General features: G+C 69.5%; 22 protein-coding genes. 8 read left to right on the top strand and 14 right to left on the bottom strand.

The window, feature by feature from the left end; all coding sequences use genetic code 11:
- The first annotated feature begins 42 nt into the window (after positions 1–42).
- The 5 genes from ACQHIV_RS40125 to ACQHIV_RS40105 are packed head-to-tail and all read left to right on the top strand — an operon-like array spanning position 43 to position 4534.
- Complete coding sequence (locus tag ACQHIV_RS40125) at positions 43–1317, top strand: magnesium transporter MgtE N-terminal domain-containing protein (RefSeq protein WP_427889682.1); 1275 nt, start codon at positions 43–45, stop codon at positions 1315–1317.
- A complete protein-coding gene (locus tag ACQHIV_RS40120; RefSeq protein ID WP_427889680.1) occupies positions 1307–1819 on the top strand; it encodes a DUF1003 domain-containing protein in 513 nt (170 codons plus the stop codon). Before ACQHIV_RS40125 ends, ACQHIV_RS40120 begins: the two co-directional genes overlap by 11 nt.
- Before the next feature lie 43 nt (positions 1820–1862).
- The gene (gene htpX, locus ACQHIV_RS40115) at positions 1863–2762 is read left to right on the top strand and encodes a zinc metalloprotease HtpX (RefSeq protein ID WP_427889679.1); all 900 of its coding nucleotides are present in this window, start codon (positions 1863–1865) and stop codon (positions 2760–2762) included.
- Positions 2763–2766: 4 nt separating this feature from the next.
- A complete protein-coding gene (gene pspAB, locus ACQHIV_RS40110; protein ID WP_427889677.1) occupies positions 2767–3330 on the top strand; it encodes a PspA-associated protein PspAB in 564 nt (187 codons plus the stop codon).
- Positions 3331–3388: 58 nt separating this feature from the next.
- Positions 3389–4534, top strand: coding sequence for an Mrp/NBP35 family ATP-binding protein (locus ACQHIV_RS40105; protein WP_427889675.1), 1146 nt, complete (start codon positions 3389–3391; stop codon positions 4532–4534).
- Here the strand turns inward: ACQHIV_RS40105 and ACQHIV_RS40100 are convergent.
- Positions 4508–5098, bottom strand: coding sequence for a TetR/AcrR family transcriptional regulator (locus ACQHIV_RS40100; RefSeq protein ID WP_427889673.1), 591 nt, complete (start codon positions 5096–5098; stop codon positions 4508–4510). The two genes, ACQHIV_RS40105 and ACQHIV_RS40100, sit on opposite strands and share 27 nt — an antisense overlap.
- Before the next feature lie 89 nt (positions 5099–5187).
- Between ACQHIV_RS40100 and ACQHIV_RS40095 the strand changes: the two genes are divergently transcribed.
- Entirely contained in the window at positions 5188–5607 is a 420-nt protein-coding gene (locus tag ACQHIV_RS40095; protein ID WP_427889671.1) for a hypothetical protein, read from the top strand.
- On the opposite strand, the gene ACQHIV_RS40090 is transcribed toward ACQHIV_RS40095, so the two are convergent.
- The 7 genes from ACQHIV_RS40090 to ACQHIV_RS40060 form a co-directional block, all read right to left on the bottom strand.
- Positions 5608–5949, bottom strand: a complete 342-nt coding sequence (locus tag ACQHIV_RS40090) for a sec-independent translocase (RefSeq protein WP_427889670.1) — start codon at positions 5947–5949, stop codon at positions 5608–5610.
- 57 nt (positions 5950–6006) lie between these two features.
- Positions 6007–7317: a S1C family serine protease gene (locus ACQHIV_RS40085; RefSeq protein ID WP_427889669.1), complete on the bottom strand. Its 1311-nt coding sequence runs from the start codon at positions 7315–7317 to the stop codon at positions 6007–6009.
- 479 nt (positions 7318–7796) lie between these two features.
- Entirely contained in the window at positions 7797–8849 is a 1053-nt protein-coding gene (locus ACQHIV_RS40080; RefSeq protein ID WP_427889667.1) for a sigma-E factor regulatory protein RseB domain-containing protein, read from the bottom strand.
- Between the two features lie 3 nt (positions 8850–8852).
- Complete coding sequence (locus tag ACQHIV_RS40075; RefSeq protein WP_427889666.1) at positions 8853–9455, bottom strand: anti-sigma factor family protein; 603 nt, start codon at positions 9453–9455, stop codon at positions 8853–8855.
- Positions 9452–10099: an RNA polymerase sigma factor SigE gene (gene sigE, locus ACQHIV_RS40070; RefSeq protein WP_427889664.1), complete on the bottom strand. Its 648-nt coding sequence runs from the start codon at positions 10097–10099 to the stop codon at positions 9452–9454. Before sigE ends, ACQHIV_RS40075 begins: the two co-directional genes overlap by 4 nt.
- Positions 10100–10249: 150 nt before the next feature.
- Positions 10250–10471 carry a biotin/lipoyl-binding carrier protein gene (locus ACQHIV_RS40065; RefSeq protein ID WP_427889662.1) on the bottom strand — a complete coding sequence of 74 codons (222 nt, stop codon included), beginning with the start codon at positions 10469–10471 and terminating at the stop codon, positions 10250–10252.
- 86 nt (positions 10472–10557) lie between these two features.
- Positions 10558–13320, bottom strand: coding sequence for a sugar-binding protein (locus ACQHIV_RS40060; RefSeq protein WP_427889660.1), 2763 nt, complete (start codon positions 13318–13320; stop codon positions 10558–10560).
- A gap of 101 nt (positions 13321–13421) precedes the next feature.
- On the opposite strand from ACQHIV_RS40060, the gene ACQHIV_RS40055 reads away from it, so the two are divergent.
- Positions 13422–14420 carry a LacI family DNA-binding transcriptional regulator gene (locus ACQHIV_RS40055; RefSeq protein WP_427889658.1) on the top strand — a complete coding sequence of 333 codons (999 nt, stop codon included), beginning with the start codon at positions 13422–13424 and terminating at the stop codon, positions 14418–14420.
- On the opposite strand, the gene ACQHIV_RS40050 is transcribed toward ACQHIV_RS40055, so the two are convergent.
- The 5 genes from ACQHIV_RS40050 to ACQHIV_RS40030 all read right to left on the bottom strand — a co-directional run bounded on the left by ACQHIV_RS40050 (position 14393) and on the right by ACQHIV_RS40030 (position 19012).
- A complete protein-coding gene (locus ACQHIV_RS40050; protein WP_427889656.1) occupies positions 14393–15256 on the bottom strand; it encodes an NAD-dependent epimerase/dehydratase family protein in 864 nt (287 codons plus the stop codon). The two genes, ACQHIV_RS40055 and ACQHIV_RS40050, sit on opposite strands and share 28 nt — an antisense overlap.
- Positions 15253–16137 carry a carbohydrate ABC transporter permease gene (locus tag ACQHIV_RS40045; protein ID WP_427889654.1) on the bottom strand — a complete coding sequence of 295 codons (885 nt, stop codon included), beginning with the start codon at positions 16135–16137 and terminating at the stop codon, positions 15253–15255. Before ACQHIV_RS40045 ends, ACQHIV_RS40050 begins: the two co-directional genes overlap by 4 nt.
- A complete protein-coding gene (locus ACQHIV_RS40040) occupies positions 16134–16976 on the bottom strand; it encodes a carbohydrate ABC transporter permease (RefSeq protein ID WP_427889652.1) in 843 nt (280 codons plus the stop codon). Before ACQHIV_RS40040 ends, ACQHIV_RS40045 begins: the two co-directional genes overlap by 4 nt.
- Before the next feature lie 34 nt (positions 16977–17010).
- A complete protein-coding gene (locus ACQHIV_RS40035) occupies positions 17011–18384 on the bottom strand; it encodes an extracellular solute-binding protein (protein ID WP_427889650.1) in 1374 nt (457 codons plus the stop codon).
- A 112-nt stretch (positions 18385–18496) separates the two neighbouring features.
- A complete protein-coding gene (locus ACQHIV_RS40030; protein WP_427889648.1) occupies positions 18497–19012 on the bottom strand; it encodes a CGNR zinc finger domain-containing protein in 516 nt (171 codons plus the stop codon).
- A gap of 71 nt (positions 19013–19083) precedes the next feature.
- On the opposite strand from ACQHIV_RS40030, the gene ACQHIV_RS40025 reads away from it, so the two are divergent.
- Entirely contained in the window at positions 19084–20259 is a 1176-nt protein-coding gene (locus ACQHIV_RS40025; RefSeq protein ID WP_427889647.1) for an MFS transporter, read from the top strand.
- A gap of 91 nt (positions 20260–20350) precedes the next feature.
- Here the strand turns inward: ACQHIV_RS40025 and ACQHIV_RS40020 are convergent, their stop codons facing one another.
- Positions 20351–21223, bottom strand: a complete 873-nt coding sequence (locus tag ACQHIV_RS40020) for an SIS domain-containing protein (protein ID WP_427889645.1) — start codon at positions 21221–21223, stop codon at positions 20351–20353.
- Between the last annotated feature and the right edge of the window lie 61 nt (positions 21224–21284).

The following is a 21284-nucleotide window of genomic DNA, read 5'->3' as shown; positions in this document are numbered from 1 at the left end:
GTCCTCAGCCGAGACTCCGGCTCCGCGGGTTAGCCTTCCGGCATGACTGGATCACCGTCGAGGGTGTACGTCGCTCGGCTGGCAGGGCTGCCGGTGTACGACCCCAACGGCGACCAGGTCGGCAAGGTCCGGGACGTGGTCGCCATGATGCGCCAGGGCAACCAGCCGCCGCGGGTGCTCGGCCTGGTCGTCGAGGTGTTCACCCGGCGCCGCATCTTCCTCCCGATGACCAGGGTGACCTCCGTGGACGTCGGGCACGTCATCACCACCGGCCTGCTGAACATGCGGCGCTTCGAGCAGCGGACGACCGAAGTACTCGTCCTCGGTGAGCTGCTGGACCGGACGGTCACCATCGCCGACACGGGCGCCACCGCGGTCGTCTTCGACATGGCCATGGAGCAATGGCGAACCAGGGACTGGCTGCTGACCAAGGTGGCGGTGCGGGAAGGCTCCAAGCGGTTCAGGCGGCGCGGCCAGACGCATGTGTTCGACTGGAGCGACGTCAGCGGGTTCACCCAGGTGGAAGAGGGCCAGGGCGCGACCCACATCCTCGCGGCCTTCGAGTCGATGCGCCCGGCCGACCTGGCCGGCGTACTGCACGACCTGTCTCCCAAGCGCCGCAAGGAGATCGCGGCGGCGCTGGACGACGAGCGGCTGGCCGACGTACTCGAAGAACTGCCCGAGGACATCCAGGTGGAGATCCTCGACGGCATGGACACCGAACGCGCCGCGGACGTGCTGGAGGAGATGTCCCCGGACGACGCGGCCGACCTGATCGCCGAGCTGCCGACCGAGACCGCCGAGCGCCTGCTGACGCTGATGGAGCCCGAGGAAGCAGAAGACGTACGGCGGCTGCTCACGTACGAGGAACGCACAGCCGGCGGTCTGATGACGTCGGAGCCCGTGATCCTGCCGGTGGACGCCACCGTGGCCGATGCACTCGCCCACGTACGCAACGCCGACCTCAGCCCCGCTCTGGCCGCCATGATCTACGTCTGCCGGCCCCCGCTCGAGACACCGACCGGGCGGTTCATCGGCATCGGCCACATCCAGCGGCTGCTCCGCGAACCCCCGTCCGAGCTGGTGTCCGCGGCACTCGACACCGACCTGGACGGGCTGCGTCCTGACGACAGCCTGCAGACCGTCAGCAAGTACCTGGCCACGTACAACCTGGTCGCCGCACCGGTGCTCGACGACGAGGGCAGGCTGCTCGGTGCTGTCACCGTGGACGACGTACTCGACCATCTGCTCCCGGACGACTGGCGGGAGCACGATCACCCGGACACGCCGCAGGAGGTGGGCCACGATGGCACGTGACGACCGCAGGACGCTGCGCGGGAGTACCCGGCTCGACGTACCGCGGGACTGGCGGCGGACGTTCGTGCCGCGGCCGGCGTACGACGCGGACGCGTTCGGCCGGCTGTCCGAGCGGATCGCGCGCTTCCTCGGCACCGGGCAGTTCCTCGTCTACATGACCGTGACGATCCTGTTCTGGATCGGCTGGAACATCTTCGCGCCGGCCGGCCTGCGCTTCGACACCTACCCGTTCATCTTCCTCACCCTCGCGCTCAGCCTGCAGGCGTCGTACGCCGCCCCGCTGATCCTGCTCGCGCAGAACCGGCAGGAGGCCCGGGACCGGGTGCAGTACGAGCGGGACCGCGATGTCGACGCCCGGACCCGCGCGGACATGGAGTTCCTGGCCCGGGAGATGGCGTCGCTGCGGATGGCGGTCGGCGAGGTCGCCACCCGGGACTTCCTGCGCTCCGAGCTGCGGTCGCTGCTGGCGGATCTGGACACGCGCGAGGACGATCGGGTTTGACCCCGAGCTACCCTCGCTATCAGGTGAGGAAGAAGGACGTGGGATGAAGACTCGATTCGCGCCCGACCGGGGGCTGTCCAGCCGGATGGTGATCACGAGCTTCCTGCTCGGACTGCTGTACGTCGCGTTCGTCGGCGTGCTGATCGCGCTGACCCGGAGCGCCGTACTGGCCGTCGTGATCGCCGGCGGCATGCTGTTCGTGCAGTACTGGTTCTCCGACCGGATCGCGCTGTACGCGATGCACGGGCGGATCGTGACGCCGGAGGAGGCGCCCGAGCTGCACGGCACGATCGACCGGCTGTGCGCGCTCGCCGACATGCCGAAACCGCGGGTCGCGATCGCCGACGTCGACCTGCCGAACGCGTTCGCCACCGGGCGGAACCCGAACAACGCGGTCGTCTGCGTGACCACCGGCATCATGCGCCGGCTCGACCAGGACGAGCTGGAGGGCGTGCTGTCGCACGAGCTCTCGCACGTCGCGCACCGGGACGTCGCGGTGATGACGATCGCGTCGTTCCTCGGCGTACTGGCCGGCCTCATCACCCGCTTCGGGCTGTACGGCGGCCTCGGCCGCGGCAACCGCGACCAGAACGCGGCGCTGGTGATGCTGACCGTGATCGCGGTGTCGGTCGCGGTGTACGCGATCTCGTTCCTGCTCACCCGGGCGCTGTCGCGATACCGCGAACTGGCCGCCGACCGGGCCGGGGCGATGCTCACCGGCAGACCGTCCACGCTGGCGTCGGCGCTGACCAAGATCAGCGGCGACATCGCCCGGATACCGTCGCGCGACCTGCGCCAGGCGCAGGCGTTCAACGCGTTCTTCTTCGCCCCGGCGATCTCCGGCGGCAAGAGCGTGTCGGCGCTGTTCTCCACGCACCCGTCGCTCGAGACACGCCTCGAGCGGCTCGGTGCGCTCTCCCGTGAGCTGGGCGAGCAAGCTTAGACACATGGGCCTTCTCGACATCCTGCTCGGCAGGAGCAAAGCAGTTCCGCCGAACCTCGACCAGTTGTTCTCGCTTCCGTCGGCCGCGATCACGTTGGAGACCGCGGCCGACTACCGTCCGACCGGCAGCGGGTCCGTGTGCTTCAAGGCGGCCGAGGGCGGCGGTTTCACCGCGCTGCGGGACGAGGTCGACAAGCTGCTCGCCCTCGACAACGGCAAGTTCACCAGTACGACGGACTCGTACGGCTTCACCTGGCTGGTCCGGCAGACGGCACCTGACGACCTGGAAACGCTCGTCACCGACCTGCACGCCGTCAACACGTCCCTTGTCGACGCGGGCTTCGGCAACGCGCTCCTGTGCACCCTGGTCGCCTTCACCAACGGCACCGAGCCCCTGGGCCTGGTCTACCTGTACAAACGCGGCTCCTGGTACCCGTTCGTCCCAGTAGGCACCGACCGCCGCGACAACGCCAAAGAACTCCAGATCAAGTCCGTAGTAGGCGCCGACCTGAACTTCGAACAAGACCTCTCCCGCTGGTTCCCCATCTACGGCGCCCCCGGCCTGTGAAGTGAGCGTCACATGGACCGTGGTCGGGTGGGGTGGGGGGAGCACGTAGCCTTGGGGCATGGCTGCCACTGCTGAGCAGGTGACCGCGGCGCTCGGTGGAGTGCTCGATCCCGAGATCAAGAAGCCGATCACGGACCTGGGGATGGTCGAGTCCGTCGTCGTCCGGGACGACGGCGTGGTCGCCGTACGCGTCCTGCTGACCGTTGCCGGCTGTCCGATGAAGGACACGCTGCGCCGCGACGTCACGGCCGCGGTGAGCAAGCTCGACGGCGTCACCGGCGTGGAGATCGACCTCGGTGTGATGTCGGCCGAGCAGCGCGCGGCGCTGCAGACCCAGTTGCGCGGCGGCGTGGCCGAGAAGGAGATCCCGTTCTCCCGGCCGGACTCGCTGACCAAGGTGTTCGCGATCGCGTCCGGCAAGGGTGGCGTCGGCAAGTCCTCCGTCACGGTGAACCTGGCCGTCGCGATGGCCCGTCAGGGCCTGTCGGTCGGCGTCCTGGACGCGGACATCTACGGCCACTCGGTGCCGGCCATGTTCGGGGTCGCGGACGAGCGCCCGACCGCCGTGGACGACATGATCATGCCGGTGCCGGCGCACGGCGTGAAGGTGATCTCGATCGGCATGCTGAAGCCGAAGCGCGACCAGGTGGTCGCCTGGCGCGGCCCGATCCTGGACCGCGCGCTCGTCCAGATGCTCGCCGACGTCTACTGGGGCGACCTCGACGTACTGCTCCTGGACCTGCCGCCCGGCACCGGCGACATCGCGATCTCGGTCGGTCAGCGGCTGACCAGCGCCGAGGTGATCGTCGTGACCACCCCGCAGGAGGCCGCTGCCGAGGTGGCCGAGCGGGCCGGCACGATGGCGCAGATGGTGCACCAGCGGGTCGCCGGCGTGGTCGAGAACATGTCGTACCTGCCGTGCCCGCACTGCGGTCCCGAGCACCGGATCGAGATCTTCGGCTCCGGCGGCGGCACCCGGGTCGCGGAGACGCTGTCCGCACGGCTCGGGTACCCGATCCCGCTGCTCGGCGAGATCCCGCTCGACGAGCGGCTCCGCTCCGGCGGCGACCTCGGTCAGCCGCTCACCCTGGCGGACCCGGACACCCCGGCCGCGCAGGTGCTGGACAAGATCGCCGCAACGCTCGGCGGCAAGCCGCGCGGGCTGCTCGGCCGCCAGCTAGGCCTCTCCCCCGCCGGTCGCTGACCAGATCGGCCGGAGTACGTCGAGCCCCTCCGCGACGTACTCCGCGACCGGCCTGGTCCCGCCGTCCAGGTACCACTGCTCGAGCGCCGAGAAGTACCCGAAAACCAAGGCGTTCGCGGCCACCCGCGCCTGCGTCTGGCTGAGGTGCCCGCCGGTCATCAGCGGTGCGATCCGCTGGCTCGCGCGGTCCAGTGACGCGCAGAACGCCGTCCGGACGGACGGCTCCTTGAAGAAGTACCTGATCCGCCGCCACGGGATCGGCTCCCGGTCGTCCGGTGCGACCTCGTAGTCGCGGACGATCCGCGTCATCGTGCCGACCGGGTCCGCCGGGTCGAACAGTTCCTGCAACGCCTCCTCGCTCATCGTGTCGAACTCGTCGGCGACGATCAGCCCTTCCTTGGTGCCGAAGTACCGGTACACCGACGACGGCGACACCTCGGCCGCGGCGGCGATCTCCTCGATCGTCACCGCACCGAACCCGCGCTCGTCGAACAGGTCGAGCGCGCGTTCCTGGATCGTTCGCCGCGCCTTCACACGCCAGCGTTCCCGCAGACCGGTAGCCATGTCCCGACCTTAGAGACAGTTCCGCGCTTCAGCAAGTCACTCTCTAAAACTCTTGACCAGGCGTCACCGCCGTTCGTACAGTCACTTGCATGAGACAGTCACTTTCAGAAAAGCGCACAGCACTGATCGCCGTCGGCCTCTCCCTGCTGATCGGCGTGATCGCGATCGTCGACCAGACCGGCAGCCGCAGCCTGTTCGAGCACGCGTCCAACGGGTACGCGGCGTACGGCAAGCACGCGTCCGCCGGCGCCCTCTACGGCATGCTGTACGGCGTTGCCGTCGTCAACGGCCTGCTCTGGTTACTCGTGGCGGGACTGGCCCGCTCCCACCGCCTGATCGCTGCCGGCGTCGGCGTACTCGTCGTACTGCTGACCGCCTCGCTCGGCATCACGCTGCTCGCGGCCTCGGAGTACGGCGTACACCCGTACCCGCCGCTGTGGGGCCTGCTGGCGCTCCTGCCCGCTGTTGCCGGTGCGGTCGCTACCGGGTTGCTGTTCCGGCGGAGGTGATCAGGTCGACTCGGGGTCGAACGGCGGCTTCGCGCCGGCCGGGAGGCGCTGCTGGGTGTTCTCGGTGCTGCTCATCTCGGAGACCGACTTGATCTCGTCCTCGATCGGGTCGAGCAGGTGCTTGCGGACGAAGTTCTTCGGGTTCAGGTCCTGCAGCTCGAGGTCGGCGTACTCCGGGCCGAGCTCGTTGCGCAGGTCGGTCTGCGCGTTGTTGACCATCTGCCGGACCTGGCGCAGCAGCCGGCCCGCCGTCCGGGCGAACTCCGGGAGCCGATCCGGTCCGAAGACGAGTACGGCGACGATCGCGATCACGACCAGTTCCAGCGGCCCGATGCCGAACATGTCCTCACCTCTCCGTACGTTCCCGGACCAGCCTATCCCCAGGCCGGCTGTGGCGCCTCAGCCGATCTGCTGGCCGAGAACGAGCGTAACCGTGCGGGAAGCTCCGCCGCGCTCGTACGCGAGCCGGACCGCCTCCCCCGGCTGATGCGTGCGGATCGCGACGATCAGCACCTCGGCGCTGTCCACCGCCTGGTTGTTGATCGCGGTGATCACGTCGCCGACCCGCAGCCCGGCCTTCGCGGCCGGCGACCGCGGCGTCACGGCGCTGACCCGGCCGCCGCCCTCGAACGTCATGTCGACGCTGGCCCCGATCACCGGGTACGACGCCTGACCGGTCGCGATGATCTGCTGCGCGGTCCGGCGGGCCTGGTCGATCGGGATCGCGAACCCGAGCCCGATGCTGCCGCTCTGGCCGCCACTGGCTCCGGCCACGGTGGCGATCGCGGAGTTGATGCCGATCACCCGCGCGTTCATGTCGACCAGCGGACCGCCCGAGTTGCCCGGGTTGATCGCCGCGTCGGTCTGCAGCGCGCTGATGTACGACGACGCCTGGCCGGTGTCGTCGCCGGTGGTCACCGGGCGGTTCTTCGCCGAGATGATGCCCGAGGTGACGGTGCCGGCCAGGCCGAGCGGCGAGCCGATCGCGACCACGTCCTGGCCGACGATCGCCGCCTCGGAGCGGCCGAACTGCACCGACGGCGCGGTCAGCCCGGCCACCTGGACGACGGCCAGGTCGTACGCCGGGGAGCGGCCGACGAGGCGGGCGGTCGCGGTTTTGTTGTCGTTGGTGACGACCTGGATCGAGCCGCCCTTGGCCGCGGCCTCGACCACGTGGTTGTTGGTCAGGATGTGCCCGAGGTTGTCGATCACGAAGCCGGAGCCGGTGGCGTCGGAGTTGTCGGCGCCCTGGACCTTGAGCTGGACGACGCTCGGGAGCAGGGCGGCGGCGACCGCGGAGACCGAACCGGTCTTGATCCGCGGGTCCGCGCCGGTGCCGATCGGCGGATCGGGCTGGGTCGCGATCGGGGCGTTGTTGCCGTCCAGGGCGACCACCGCGGTGGCGGCGCCGGCGCCGGCGAGGACGCCGATCACGAGGGCGACCAGGGCGGCGATCGTGACGACGCGGTTCACCTTCGGGGGCTCGGAGGTGTACGAGCGGGCCTGCTGCTGGTGCCAGTCGGCCGGTGGCGGCGGGAGGTACGCGGGACGGTACGGCGGCTGCTCGGTCGGCCAGGCCTGCCCTTGGTAGAGCGGGCGGAAGCTGCCCTGCTGCTGCGGCTCAGGCCGCCCGAAACTGCGCTGCGTGGTCGACCGCCCACCGTTCGTCTGCCGATAAGCCGCATCCGACCCCGGAGTCTGAAGCGGCACAGCCCCCGCCCCCAACGGAGGCGGCGTCAACGCCGACAACACCGACCCCCCACCCAGCCCGGGCGCGCCCCCTGCGGAGGCGGAGCCACCCGTTCCCGATCCCAGCACGCCGGAGCTCCCCGCTGGATATCCCGCGGCGGAGCCGCTCGCTGCTGGTGCCGGCGTGCCGGGCGCGCCCGCTTCAGCACCGCCGACGAGGGGACCGCCGAGTCCGTCCCCCGCAGCGGCGGCGCCGCCCGTTCCACCGCCGGGGCCGCCCGGTCCGGACGCCAGCGGCGAGTTGCCGGTTGGGGCTGGGGGTGGGGTGGTGGTGAGGGAGGCAGGGGTGGGTGGCAGGGGTGCGGTTGGGTCCGCGGTTGCCGGGGTTGGAACTGTCGGCTCGGCGTCGTCGGTCATTGACGGTCCCCGCCTCACGTCTTCGTCGTGGTCGTCGGTCGGAAGCCCGGGCCGGAGGTAACCGGAGGTGCTTCCAGATGTGATTATCCCAGCTTCGGGGACAGTGCACCCATCGGAGTGAGCCAGGTCGCGATTTTCGCCAGCCCGGTCCCCAGCCGCTGGATCGCGGACAGCTTCTCCGGCAGGTCGTGCGGGAACGACCTGACCACCTGTCCGAGCTGATCCGCCGGCAGGTCCCCGATCAACGTGTAAACGATCCCCCCGGACGACCACACGACGTACGACGGCATCCCGTACCGCAGGTACACCCCAGGGCTGTCCGTCGTGCTGTACCCCCGCACAGCGGCCGGGTCCAGCGCTCCCCGCTGCTCGAACACCGACACGTTGAACAGCCCGTCGGAGTACGAGAACTGCAAGGACCCGTTCGTCGTGTCCTGATGCACGTCGTACAGCTTCAGCGACGCCGGCAGATCCGGCGCACAAACCCACCCGGCGGACCGCAGGTCGTCAACCTTCCCCATCCCGACGGCCTCCACACCGCTGGGCAGCATCGGCGGCAGGTGACCGAGGAACTCCGAACTCTCGATGTGCAGCTCCGTGAACACGGTCGCCCGCACCATCGTCTTCCCGTCGGCGCTGAACAACTGCCGCTGCAGCAGCAACCCGGTCGCCTTGTCGATCCAGAACCGCGCGGCCAGCGTCCGATCGTCCCGCAGCGCCTCCACCAGGATCGCGGCCCTCCCGATCAGATCGGTGCAGCACTTGTCGATCAGCTGGTACGTCGACTGCAGCAACGCCAGCGGCCCGCCGTCGATCGCCGCGTCCGTGGTCGTCGCCCGCTGCACGAACGCCTTCGCCCCGGGCGCGGACGACCCGAGCACGCTGATCTCCGACCCCTGGGACGCCGCGTGCAGGATGTCGAACATCGCCGAACTGGCCCCCTGCGGTCCCCAGGACGTGATGATCTGGGTGCCGTGGTACGAGACGTGGTTCGGCGCGGCCGCCGCCCTCCGCAGCCAACTCACCGCGGTCGGTGAATCGGCCTTCGACACCGAGGGTACGGCGGCAGCGGACGTGGGCAGGCCGAATCCGATCAGAGCGGTGCTGACCAGGATGGCGAGCCGGGAGAGGCTCACAGGTCAGCGCCCTGCGAGGGCCACCGGCCGCAGCGTGGAGCCGAGCCCGGCATACCCCGTCGGGCTGTACGTGCTCATCAGCGCGACCGGGTCCGCGAACGGCGCTCCGCCGGACGTGGTCGCGTGGTCGGAGGAGAAGCTCGCCACCGGCGGCTGCAGGGCCGGCGGCTGCTCCGAGCGGGACGGGTCGCCGACGACGAACGCCGTACCGAGCAGGGAGGCGACGGCCGCGGCCGAGCCGGCCGCCCCGAGCACGCCGGCGCGGCGGCGGGAACGCGTGCGGGTGGTCCCCGGCCGGGTGCCACCCGACCGCCCCGCCGGGAACGCGGACCGCTGCGGGAACAGGCTGACCGCCGGCGTGAGCACCGGGCGGACCTCCTCGCGCGGCTCGGTCGAGAACGACGAGACGCCCATCAGGCGCTGCATCAGGTCGGTGGGGGCGTCCGGGGTGTCCAGCGCGGCCATCCGCGCCTTCAGCCGGCGCTGCGCGTCGACCTCGGTGCGGCAGCTGTCGCAGCCGACCAGGTGGCTGAGGACCTTGTCCCGGGAGTCGTGGTCGAGCTCGCCGTCGACGACGGCGCTGAGCTTGTCCAGCGGGTGCGTCATCCGAGGTCACCCCCGTCGAACAGTCCGTCGGTGGGCGGGCCGCCGACGCGGGTCTGGCCGGACCGCGGGGCCCGGTGCTCGAGGTGCTTGCGCAGCATCGACCGGCCGCGGTGGATCCGGCTCCGGACGGTGCCGAGCTTCACATCCAGGACGTCCGCGATCTCGTCGTACGTCATGCCTTCGATGTCGCACAGCACCACGGCCGCGCGGAAGTCCTCGGGCAGCGCGTCGAGCGCGTCCTGTACGTCGTGGTCGAACAGGTCGGAGTCGAGCTTCTCGGCCGGCCCCTCGCCCTTGGCCGGCAGCCGGTCGTGGGCGTCCTCGGGGAGGCCGTCGAAGCGGATCCGCTGCTTGCGGCGGGCGCCGTCCAGGAACAGGTTCGTGGTGATCCGGTACAGCCAGCCCTCGAAGGTGCCCGGCGTGTACGACGACAGCGAGCGGAAGACCCGGACGAAGACCTCCTGGGTCAGGTCCTCGGCGTCGTGCTTGTTACCGGTCAGGCGGTAGGCCAGTCGGTAGACGCGGGCGGAGTGCGTACGCACGATCTCGTCCCACGACGGCAGCACCTCCGGCACCGCTTGCACCGTCGACGGCTTCACCGCGACGCCTCCCTGGGTCCTCTCGGCAATGAGCGTGAAGGCCATGGTGCCGCGGTCACCGTCCTTTGCGCACGTCGGGAAAACCCGGGTCGGACCCTGGTTTGTTCGTACGACGGCTCAACGCGGCGCCGCGACCGGAAGTTCCCGGCCGGTGCCTTCACCGGTAAAGACGCGTTGACGGGCATTTCGGTTGAATCAGGTCTCCTCGATCACGGCGATCGGATCCCCGTCGCGGACCACTTCGCCCTCGACGACCTTCAGTTCGGCGATCGTGCCGGCCACCTCGGCCAGCACCGGGATCTCCATCTTCATCGACTCCAGGATGACCAGCGTGTCATCCGGACGCACCGTATCCCCGGCCTTGGCTGTGACCTTCAGCACGTTGGCGACCAGCTCGGCCAGCACGGTGTGACTCATGAATCGATCCTAGGCGGGCGCCGGAGGCTCGGCGTGGGTGCCCCTAGGCAGCAGTTCGAGGGCACCCACGCCGAGTCGGTGGGCGGCTACCGAACGGCAGCCGGGTCGAGCCGGATAGCGTTGAACAGGGCGGGATTCTTGGTCTCGGCGACCCCCTTGCCCCAGCTCAGCCAGCCGCGGCGGCCGGTGCCGTCGTTCTCGTTCACGACGACGGTGGCCGAGAGCAGCCGGTCCTTGGCCGCGAACCCGAGCGTGCTCCACGGCACCGCGATCTCGTACGTCGTGGTGTGCGCGGCCTCGTCCCGTACGACCTTGGCGTCGACGCCCGGCGGCACACCGGTCTGGCTGGTGGGTGTCCAGCGCCAGGTGTCCACCGGGCCGGCGTCCGTCAACGCGACGCCGATCTCCTGCGCCGCGGTGGCCTCACCCGGAGCACCTGCCGTCATGCCGAGCTGGATCCCGTCGCCGCCCCAGATGTTCCCGCCGCGGTTGGGCTGCGAGAACACGTCGTCGGTGACCTGGGCCGACAGGTACAGGTTCTGGTCGTCGTGCGTGAGCCAGAGCTTCCCGGAGAGGTCGCTAGGCCCGCCCCAGCCGGTAACCGGCGGCGTACCGGTCCCTTCGAGCGCGATAGCGGGCAACGCAGCCACCGCGGGGTCGATCACTCCGTCCAGCTTCACGCTGTACCGGTTGGCGACAGTCAACGGGCTCGCAAGCGCCAACGTGCCCGACGCACCAATCGCCGTCTCCCCCACCCGCCGCAAGCTCGCGGACCAACTGGAAGCACCTGTCAGGGCGATCGGAACGTCGGCCTCCTGCGTGGCATTCGGAGCAATCGTGGAATCAGCCAGCAAGGTCCCGGACGCCGTACCGGACTGCCAGTCCAGCCCCGCAACCGGGATCGCATGCGACGAAGCGTTGGTGACGCGGAACCGCAGCAGGTCCTTCCCGCTCCCGTTGAGTACGTGAGAAGCAGTCACGGACAACGGAGGCGTCGCAGACCCACTGGCCGACACCAGGCCGACGGCCTGTCCATCAACGCTGACGGTTGCGCGGTAAGTGCGCGCTCCGGTCGAGTCCTGTGCCGGGTAGGTGACCGCAGCGGTCGCCGTGGCACCAGCAGCAGCCGATCCGCTCGTCTCAGCGCCACCAGCGGCGACAGTGAACGAGTGCGCCACGGCGTCCGGGTTGCTGAACGTCAGCGTGCCCGTAGCCGCGTCACCAGCGATCTCCGGCCCCACAGACAACGCGAACCGGTTGGACGGCGCCACACCGGTAATCGCACCCTTCGCGTAGAACGGGTCCGGCCCGGCACTCACCCACACGTGCCCGCCGGCGTCAGCCGTCAGCGTGGTCGTTTCGCCGTACAGGCTGGTGATCTGGACCTGGGAGCCGGCAGGCGCCGCCAGGTTCACCAGGCCCGGCGTCGTCGACCACACCGCGTGCACGCTCTGTCCACCACCGGCGTTGAACGCCACGTCGTACCCGTTGGTGCCGAACCGGGTCTGGCCGGTCAGCGGCAGCTCGTCGATCTGCCGGGCCAGGACCGCGGTGGCGACGTACGACGGCTTGGGTACCAGCGCACCGCGGGCGTCGAGCCGGTTGCGGACCATGCCGAACCGGTGCTCGACGTTCGACGGGTCGTTGCCGGAGTCCATGAAGTTGTACGAGCTGTAGCGGGCCACACCGTTGCCGTACGACAGCAACTGCCCCCGGATCAGGTCACGCGCCTGGGCAGGCTCCGACACCGCGCTGGGGTTCGTACCGGTCGCCCAGCCCTGTTCGGTGATGTAGATCGGCTTGGTGGAGCCGTGCGCGGCCATGATGCTGCGGATGGTGTTCACGTACGCCACCGAGGCTTCAGGGTCGAGCGGCTGCACGTACGGGTGGATGGTGACCGCGTCCACGTAGTCCAGCCCGCCCAGGTCGGCGAACTTGGTGAACCAGCCCTGCCAGTCGTTGATGACCGCGAGCGACGGGCCCGTCAGCTTCACGTCCGGGTGCTTCGCCCGTACGGCGGCGCTCACCGTCTTCAGCAGCGCGACGTAGTTCTCCGGGCTGGCCTTGGCGGCACCGTTGGGGTCCCGCAGGTTCCACTCGTTCCACAGCTCGTACGTCGTGTGCTCGGTGCCGAACTCGTCCACCGCGGCGACGGCGTACCGCGCGAACGCGGCCCGCTGCTCGTCGGTCGACGGCGCCTCGTCCGGGTAGTACAGCGGGTTGCCGTAGTCGAGGATGTTCAAGAAGTCGACATGGTTGGCGTCCAGCGCGGCCTTGTAGTTCTTGACGTTCTGCGGGAACTGGATGACGCCCTTGGTGGTCTCAGCCGCCGCCCAGAACGCCTCGTCGCGTGCGGTCGAGATACCGCCGTTGGCCAGCAGCGGTACGGCGTCCAGCCCGGGGTTGGCGACTCCCCCGAACCCCAACGCCGTCGCCGTACCGATCCGGGTGTCCGTCGACGTGGAGAAGTCGTGCGGCGTCAGTACGGCGAAGTCCGTACCGCCAAGGGTCGTCGTACCGTCCGCGGCGACCGCCCTCAGGTCGGTCTGGTACCAGCCGGGCGTGCTGATCGACAGGGGCAGCTGGCCGTTCAGTGCGGACGCGGCAGCGGAGCCCTTGGCGACCTCGGTGCCGTCGGCGTTCCGGACCGTCCAGGTGACGGTGGCCGCGTCGGTGCTGAAGCCCAGCTTCACCTGCTGCCCGACGGTGAAGGTGTTGCCGACCGTGGCCGGCGTGATGGTGAGGGTGGGCGCCGCGGTGGTCGCGGCGCGGGCGGGTGACTGAAGTACGGCGGCCAGCAACAGGCCGGCCGTGAGCAGACTGACTGCGCCGGTGCGGCGACGGGTCATCGAATGCTCCTCTCAGGGGTGAGCGAAAGCGGTTTCGCAGATCACACCCTGATACCCGGCGCGCCCCGTGTCAACGGCTCGTTGCTGACTACGATGGGAAGATGGCCGACCAGGTGATCACACTGTCCGATGTGGCCGCCGCGGCCGGAGTCTCGCTGTCGACGGCGTCCAAGGCGCTGAACGGCACCGACCGGATCTCCGACGCCACCCGCCAGCACGTCCGGGTGACCGCCGACCGGCTCGGCTTCCGGCACAACGCGCTGGCCCGCTCCTTCGCCCGCGGCCGCAGCCAGACCATCGGCGTGCTGACGCACCGCGCGTCGAACCCGTTCACCCGCGTGGTGCTGGCCACCGCCGCCACCGAGCTGGGCGCGAAGGAGCAGGCCATCCTGCTGTACGACGCCCGGATGGAGGAGCAGGACGACGTCAACGAGAGCATCCTGCAGCTCCGGGCCCGCCGGATCGACGGTGTGATCGTGATCGGCACCAGCACGTCGTTCCGCACCCCGTCGTTCACCAGCCGGTTCGACGTCCCGGTGATCAACGCGTTCACGGTCCCGGACGACCCGCGGGACACCACGATCACCGCCGACGACCACGCGATCGGGCGGCTGGCGATCAGCCATCTGCTGACCAGCGGGCGGCGCCGGATCGCGCACCTGACCGCGGAGCCGCACGACATGGCCGCGCAACGCCGGGCCGAGGGCGCCGAGCAGCTGCTCGCCGACGCCGGGCTGCGCTGGGCGGCACCGGTGCGCTTCGGCCGCTGGCGCGAGGAGTGGGGCGAGCAGGCCGCGGCCGAGCTGCTGGCCGAGGCCCCCGACATCGACGCGATCTTCTGCGGCAGCGACGCGATCGGCCGCGGCGTCGAGCGGGTCATCGCGGCCAGCGGCCGGCAGGTGCCCGGCGACGTCGCGCTGATCGGCGTCGACAACTGGGAGAGCCTGATGCACGACCAGCGCGGCACCCGGCACCTGACCACGATCGACGTCGGCCTCGAGGAGATCGGCCGCCGGGTCGCGAACCGCCTCCTCGAGGGCGACCTCGAGCCCGGCGTCGAGTACGTCGAGCCTCACGTCGTCATGGCGGACACCGTCTGATCGTGGATCGAGTACTGCGGGACGAATCCCAGCAGCTCGCGCGCCCGGCTGGTGTCGACGAGCGAGTCACGTCCCTGGACGGGTCTCCGCAGCGGCACGGTCGGCGCGTACTCGCGCAGGAGCTCTTCGGTCGGCCTGTCGATGAGGATGTCGTCAGCCGCGAGCCCTACGACGTGCGCTCCGGCCGCGGGTGACTCCAGCGCGGCGATGATCGCCCGTACGCCGTCCCGCAGGTCCAGGTACGCCCAGCCCTCCCGGGCCATGATGGACGGATCCCGGTCAGCCATGGCCGCGAACTTGAGCAGCTGGTCGCGGTCCTTGACCAGCGGGAACCGCAGGGCGATCACGTTGGTACCCCAGCGCCGCCAGGCCATCCGTGCGCTCTGTTCGTCGACGCTTTTGGACAACGAGTACGCGTCGGCGATGTCAGCCTCCACGTCCTCGTCCAGCGGGTAGTACGCCGGCACCACGTCGTTCAGATTCATCGGTACACCGAACGCGTTGATGCTGCTCGCGATCACGGCACGCCGTACCTGCTGCTGTCCTGCTTGTGCCAGCACGTTGAACGTCGCAGCCACGTTGTTCTCGAACACCTCCTCCGGCGTACCGAGGCTGGGGTGCGGAATGGCCGCCAGGTGCAGTACCGCGTCCACACCGTCGAGTGCGGCGGCCACGTCGGTCGCCGACCGCGCGTCGCCGACCAGTGAACGGTCCGCCGTACTCGTATGGTCGTAGCGCAGCGACAGGCCGGTCACGTCGTACCCCGCCTGTTGCAGGCCGATGACCGCGGCCCGGCCGATCGAGCCGTCGGCACCGGTGACCAGGACGCGGTTCACGCCTTGATTCCCCCAGACAGGCCCACGCCACGCAGAAATGCTCGCTGGAAGACCAGGAACAGCAGCACCGGGATCAGCAGCGCCAGGAACAGCCCCGCCAACTGGATGTTGAGCTCCGTCACCTTGGCGATCTTGGGCAACGCCACCGAGACCGGCTGCAGATCCGGATTCGTCAGCACCAGCAGGGGCCACAGGTAGTCCTTCCACGAGGAGATGATGCTGAGCAGCACGACCACGCCGAGGATCGGCCGCGACAGCGGGAGCACGATCGACGTGAACACCCGGAGCGACCCGGCGCCGTCGATGCGCGCCGCTTCGAAGTACTCACGAGGAATGCTGTCGAAGAACCGCTTCACGACGAGCACGTTGAACGCGCTGGCCGCTGGTGGCAGCCACACCGCCCAGAACGTGTTGGTGAGGTTGGTGTGCACCAGGGGCAGCTTCAGCACGGTCAGGTACAGCGGGACGAGCGAAACGATGTGCGGAACGAACAGCGTTGCCAGGATGAGTGCCGACAACAGCACACCCCAACGCGGTCGAAGCACGCTCAGCACGTAGCCGGCCGTCGTACAGACGATCAGCGACACAACCGCCGTACCCGCTGCGATGTAGGCGGTGTTGGTGAGGTAGTAGCCGATGTGACCCTGCTGCCAGGCGGTAGCAAGGTTCTGCCACTCCACCCGGCCGGACGGGAACCAGCCGAGCGGTGAGCGGATGCTGTCCTGCGTCGGCGAGATAGCTGCCTTGAGCAACCACAGCATCGGTCCGAGACCGGCAACGAGCAGCCCGATCAGTACGACGACCTGTCCGATCACGAACGGCACCCGTACACGTGAGAGCTTGCGGTCCGCGTCCGACAGCGCACCGCGCTCGTCACTCACTCGGTACTCCAACCACGTGTCGCCAGCTGGAACACAGCCGACAGTACGGCGAGTGCCAGCGCCAGGAGGACGCTCAACGCGGTAGCTGCGCCGTAGTCCCCGTTGACGAAGGCGTAGTTGTAGATGAGCAACAGAATCGTCATCGTCGACCCCTGTGGTCCGCCACCGGTGAAGAGCAGTGGCTCGGTGAACAGCTGCATCGTCCCGATCACCTGCAGCAGGAGCATCAACAGCAGTACGCCGCGCAGGTGCGGCAGCATGACGTGCCACACCCGGCGTACGACTCCTGCACCGTCCAACTCGGCCGCCTCGTAGAGGTCGGCGCGTACAGAGGTCAGTGCGGCCAGGTAGATGATCACTGCGTTGCCGGCACCGGCCCAGGTGGCTTCCAGCACGATCGAGGGCATCGCCGACGACGGACTGTCCAGCCATGGGTACGGGCCGAGCCCCACGGTGCCAAGGATGCTGTTGAACAGTCCTGTCGGCGACGGGTCGTAGAAGAACCGCCAGAGCAGAATGGCGACCACGGGCGGCGTGATGACCGGTAGATACGCCAGTGTGGAGTACAGCCACGACTTGCCACGCAGCTCGGACAGGAACATCGCCAGCAGCACCGGCACCGGGAAGCCGAACAGCAAGGCCAGCAAGGTGAACCAGAGCGTGTTCAAGGACGCCTGACCGACACCAGGGTCGGTCAGCACGTACTTGAAGTTCTCCAGCCCGACCCACTTCACCGGATCGACCAGGTTGGTCTGCTGCAGGCTCATCACGAGGCCCTTGACGATCGGGCCCCACGAGAACACCACGAAGACCAGGAGCACCGGCAGTGCGAACAGCACCGCCGGTACTCCGTTGCGCAGACGGCGGAGCAACTCAGCGCCCGAGCTTCGCGTCCACGGTGCCCGCGGCCTTGCTGAGCAGCCCCGGGATGTCGGCCTTCTCGTTGCCCAGCACGGTCTGCACGACCGGGTCGAGCGCGGCGTACACCTCCTGAGCCTTCACCGGCGGCTCAGGGATGATCTTCTGGTCGGCCGCCACCTTCGTGTACGGCGCGAAGTTCTCCAGCGGGACGTTGACGTACGGCTTGATCCAGGACTGGTACTTCGAGTACTGGTCGGCCGCCACCACCGGCAGCCCCGGTACGCCGACCGGAAGCTTGGCCGCCACACCGTTCTTGGCGCTGGTCACCGCGGCGGTCTCGTTCACGTACTTGTTCAGGTAGTTGAACCGGATCCACTTGATCGCCGCGGCCTTCTCGGCGTCGGTCGCGCTCGGGCTGACGATCTGCACGCTGCCGCCGGACAGGGTGCCATGGTCGCCGTCCTGCTGCGGCATCGGGCCGACGCCCAGGGCGGACGGCTTCAGGCCGTTGATGTCGACCAGCGTGTGGTACGCGTCCGGAGCGGACATGTACATCCCGATCTTGCCGGCCGCGAACGCCTTGGAGATCCCGTCGATGTCGTAGAGCACGGCCTGCCCCATCGACTTGTCGACCCACTTCATGTCGTGCAGCGCCTGCAGCGCCGCCTTCGACGGCGCGTCGTTGAACGTCGCCTTGCTGCCGTCCTCGTTCTCGATCGACCCGCCGAACGCGTACGTCTGGGTGGTGAACATCCAGCCGCCGGTGTTCTTGGTGGTCATCTGCGCGTACCCGGCCTGGCCGGTCTTCTGCGCGATCAGCTTGGCGTCCGCGCGGACCTCGTCCCAGGTGGCCGGCGGCTTGTTCGGGTCCAGCCCGGCCTTCGTGAACAGGTCCCGGTTGTAGACCAGACCAACGGAGTAGGCGGCCGTCGGGACCGCGAACACGTTGCCTGACTGGTCCTGGGCGATCTTCAGCACGTTCGGGTTCAGCTGGTCCAGCAGGCCGTCGTCCTTGAGCACCTTGGTCAGGTCGGCGACCTGCTTGCGGGCAATCATGCCCTGCGGCTCGGTGAACGGCACGTTCAGTACGTCGGGGAGCTGCCCGCCGGCCGCCTGCGCCTGGAACGTGGTCGCGTCCCAGATGGTCTCGACCGGCTTCAGCTTGATGTCGGGGTTGGCCTTCTCGAAGTCGGCCACCCGCGAGTCGAACTGCTTGCGGTTCTCCGGGTCGGAACTCGGCGGCCGGTCACCGACCGTGATCGTGACCTGTCCGCCCGGGCTTGATCCGGTACCGGAATCACCGCCCGAGGACGGTGCACTCGAGCAGGCCACGAGCAGGAACGGCACGGAAAGCCCTGCAGCACAACGGATTGCAAACCTGTTCATCGGAACTCCTCTGCGGGGATGTCGGTCGACAGGTCGACCGTTCCGCACGGTAGCGCAAGCGCTTTCGCAAATACCAGACCTCAAGCGAAACTGCTTTCGCAACGATTTGGCTTCAGCCCTGGCGGGCGCGGTACGTGGCGACCCGCGTACGGGTGGCGCAGCGCGGAGTGCAGAAACGCCGCGGGCGGTTGACGGCCGTGTTCGCGAAGACCCGATCACAGTTGGCCGCGGCACAGACGGCCAGCGACTCGAAGCCATGACCCGCCGCGAACGTCGCCAGGCCCAGCGCAGTCGTCGCGGCCAGCCAGTCCGCCCAGGACGCGTCGGGTTCCGCCACGTGCACGTGCCACGGCGTACCGTCGTGATCCGACAGATACGGCCGTACGGCGTATCGCGCGAGCAGGGCGTTGACCGCCCGCGCACCCTCCGCCGGGTCGTCCTCGAACACCGGCCGCAAGGCTTCGCGGACCGCGCGGACGCCCTCGACATCGTCCTCGTCGACCTCGACCGGCTCGGGCTCACCGTGCGCGAGCAGGAAGGCGCGCAGCTCGGCCGGCCCCGGCAACTCCCGCAGGTTGACCAGGTCGACGGCCAGCCGGATCAGCCGGTCCGGGGACTGAATTTCCACTGGACTCCTCCCGTAACGCCTTTGTTAGCGTAACGCGCAACAGTCCATATCGCGTTACCTGGAGGTCCGGCGTGCCCAGCTACTACCTCGCGGCGACGCTGGCCCGGTTCGCCGACGAGATGGTCGCGTTCACGCTCGTGCTGCTGGTCCTGGACCGCACCGGCAGCCCGGCCCTCGCCGGCCTCACCGGTGCCGCGTACGCGCTGCCCGCGATCGTCACCGGTCCCCTACTCGGCGCCTGGCTGGACCGTACGCCGCACCGCCGCAGCGCGCTGGCGGTCAACCAGGCAACACTCGCCGTCGTCATGCTGGTCCTGCTGATCGTGGTCGGGCACCACGCCGACTGGCCGGCTCCCGCACTCGCCGCGGTCGCCGGCGCGACGCTGCCGATGGTCAGCGGCGGGTTCACGAGCATGCTGCCGAGCTTGTTCCACCCGCAGCGGCTGGCGAGGGCGAACGCGTTCGAGTCGGTCAGCTTCAGCACCGCCGCGATCGCGGGTCCCGCCACCGCGGCCACCCTGGCCGCTGCTGTCTCGGTCGACGCGGCGGTCGTGGTGATCGTCGGCGCCGCCGTACTGAGCATCGCCTCGATCACCCGCCTGCCCGCCCTCCCGCCCGTCGGTGCGTCCGGAGAACCGTTCCTCGCGTCGATGATCGGCGGCCTCCGGCATCTCGCCCGGACGCCGCCGTTGCGTGCCTCCACCGTGACGACCACGCTGCTGATGGGCTGCACCGGCGTCCTGCTGATCGCGCTGCCGCTGCACATGCCGTCCCTCGGTCAGCCCCGGTCAGCGGCCGGCTACCTCTGGACGGCGGTCGAGATCGGCAGCGTCACCACGGCCCTCCTGCTCAGCCGGTCGAAGCTGCGGCCGGAGTACGTCGTGATGCTGTCGGTCGCGGCGTACGGGCTGGTCCTGACCACGTGGTCGATCGGCTCGTCCTTCGGTGTGCTGGTCGTCCTCGCGGTCACCGCGGGTCTCGCCGAAGGTCCCACGTTGCCGGCCATGTTCGCGGCGCGGCAGCGGTACAGCCCGCCGGAACTTCAGGGCCGGGTGAGCACGACCGCGGCCAGTCTCCGGGTCGGCACCTCCGCCCTCGGCCAGGCCGCCGCCGGGGTGCTGGTCCCGCTGACGGGAACCCGTCCCGCGCTCGTCGCCGTCGGCCTCGGCTTGATCGTCGCGGCCGGGCTCGGCGGCCTGTCGAAGGTGGGGTTGTCCCCTCGTGTCGACGGTTCTCTGGTGCCATGAAGGACAGAGAAGGGTCGACGCGAGGGGTTGTCCCCCGTCGGCCTCAGGCTGCAGCGCTTCGAGCCGCCATGCCCTCGCTGGTCGGGCGGAACTACTGCTGGTCGTCGAGGATGACCGAGCGGGTCAGGCTGCGCGGCTGGTCCGGGTTCAGGCCGAGGGCCAGCGACTTGGCGACGGCGACCCGCTGGGCGACGACGAGGGACGCCATCGGGTCCAGCTCGGGGTGCTGGACGACGGTCGCGCCGGTGGCCTTCACGTCGTCGATCAGGCCGGCCGGAGCCTCGCCGAAGATCCAGACGCCGCGGCCGGGCTGCGCGATCGCGATCGGGCCGTGCCGGTAGTCCATCGCCGGGTACGCCTCGGTCCACGCCGACGCGGCCTCCCGCTGCTTCAGCGCGGCCTCGTGGGCCAGGCCGACGGTCCAGCGAGTGCCGACGTACGTGACCTGCTCGAGCTTCGCCAGGTCGTCGACGTCGAGGGTCAGCGCGGTCTGAGCGTCCGCGGCGGCCTTCGACAGGTCCTCGCCGAGCGACGCGCGGAGCAGCGCCAGCGTGGTGGTCGCGAACCGGGTCTGGACGACGGACTGCTCGTCGGCGAAGTCGAGCAGGATGGTCCGGTCGGCCAGGTCGAAGATCGGCGACCCCGCGGTCGCGGTGATCGCGACGGTCGGCAGGTCGGTGTCGCGGATCAGGTCCAGCACCTCGGTGGTGGTGCCGGAGCGGCTGATCACCACGACCGCGTCGTACGTCCGGTCCGCCGGGAACTCCGAGCCCGCGAACGCGTCGGTCTCGCCCTGGCCGAGGTCCTCGCGGAGTGCGGCGTACGCCATCGCCATGAACCACGACGTACCGCAGCCGACCGCCGCGACCCGCTGGCCGGCCGTCGGAAGTGCACCGCCGTACTGCGCGAAACCCTCCGAGACCTGTCGCCACAGGTCCGGCTGAGTGGCGATCTCAGTGCTCACAAATGGCTCTTGAGTCATGTCGTCTCCGCACTTGTCATGGTCGAAACTGCTCGAACGTGAT

The organism is Kribbella polygonati, from assembly GCF_050320105.1.
Lineage (GTDB): Bacteria > Actinomycetota > Actinomycetes > Propionibacteriales > Kribbellaceae > Kribbella.
Note: the sequence above shows the minus strand (reverse complement) of the source record. Positions and strands in the feature narration are given on the sequence as shown.

Bases quoted from the DNA above. Each gene is read 5' to 3' on its own strand.
- ACQHIV_RS40125 (WP_427889682.1), top strand. From the start codon at position 43: ATGACTGGATCACCGTCGAGGGTGTACGTCGCTCGGCTGGCAGGGCTG.
- ACQHIV_RS40120 (WP_427889680.1), top strand. From the start codon at position 1,307: ATGGCACGTGACGACCGCAGGACGCTGCGCGGGAGTACCCGGCTCGAC.
- htpX (WP_427889679.1), top strand. From the start codon at position 1,863: ATGAAGACTCGATTCGCGCCCGACCGGGGGCTGTCCAGCCGGATGGTG.
- pspAB (WP_427889677.1), top strand. From the start codon at position 2,767: ATGGGCCTTCTCGACATCCTGCTCGGCAGGAGCAAAGCAGTTCCGCCG.
- ACQHIV_RS40105 (WP_427889675.1), top strand. From the start codon at position 3,389: ATGGCTGCCACTGCTGAGCAGGTGACCGCGGCGCTCGGTGGAGTGCTC.
- ACQHIV_RS40100 (WP_427889673.1), bottom strand. From the start codon at position 5,098: ATGGCTACCGGTCTGCGGGAACGCTGGCGTGTGAAGGCGCGGCGAACG.
- ACQHIV_RS40095 (WP_427889671.1), top strand. From the start codon at position 5,188: ATGAGACAGTCACTTTCAGAAAAGCGCACAGCACTGATCGCCGTCGGC.
- ACQHIV_RS40090 (WP_427889670.1), bottom strand. From the start codon at position 5,949: ATGTTCGGCATCGGGCCGCTGGAACTGGTCGTGATCGCGATCGTCGCC.
- ACQHIV_RS40075 (WP_427889666.1), bottom strand. From the start codon at position 9,455: ATGACGCACCCGCTGGACAAGCTCAGCGCCGTCGTCGACGGCGAGCTC.
- sigE (WP_427889664.1), bottom strand. From the start codon at position 10,099: ATGGCCTTCACGCTCATTGCCGAGAGGACCCAGGGAGGCGTCGCGGTG.
- ACQHIV_RS40065 (WP_427889662.1), bottom strand. From the start codon at position 10,471: ATGAGTCACACCGTGCTGGCCGAGCTGGTCGCCAACGTGCTGAAGGTC.
- ACQHIV_RS40060 (WP_427889660.1), bottom strand. From the start codon at position 13,320: ATGACCCGTCGCCGCACCGGCGCAGTCAGTCTGCTCACGGCCGGCCTG.
- ACQHIV_RS40055 (WP_427889658.1), top strand. From the start codon at position 13,422: ATGGCCGACCAGGTGATCACACTGTCCGATGTGGCCGCCGCGGCCGGA.
- ACQHIV_RS40035 (WP_427889650.1), bottom strand. From the start codon at position 18,384: ATGAACAGGTTTGCAATCCGTTGTGCTGCAGGGCTTTCCGTGCCGTTC.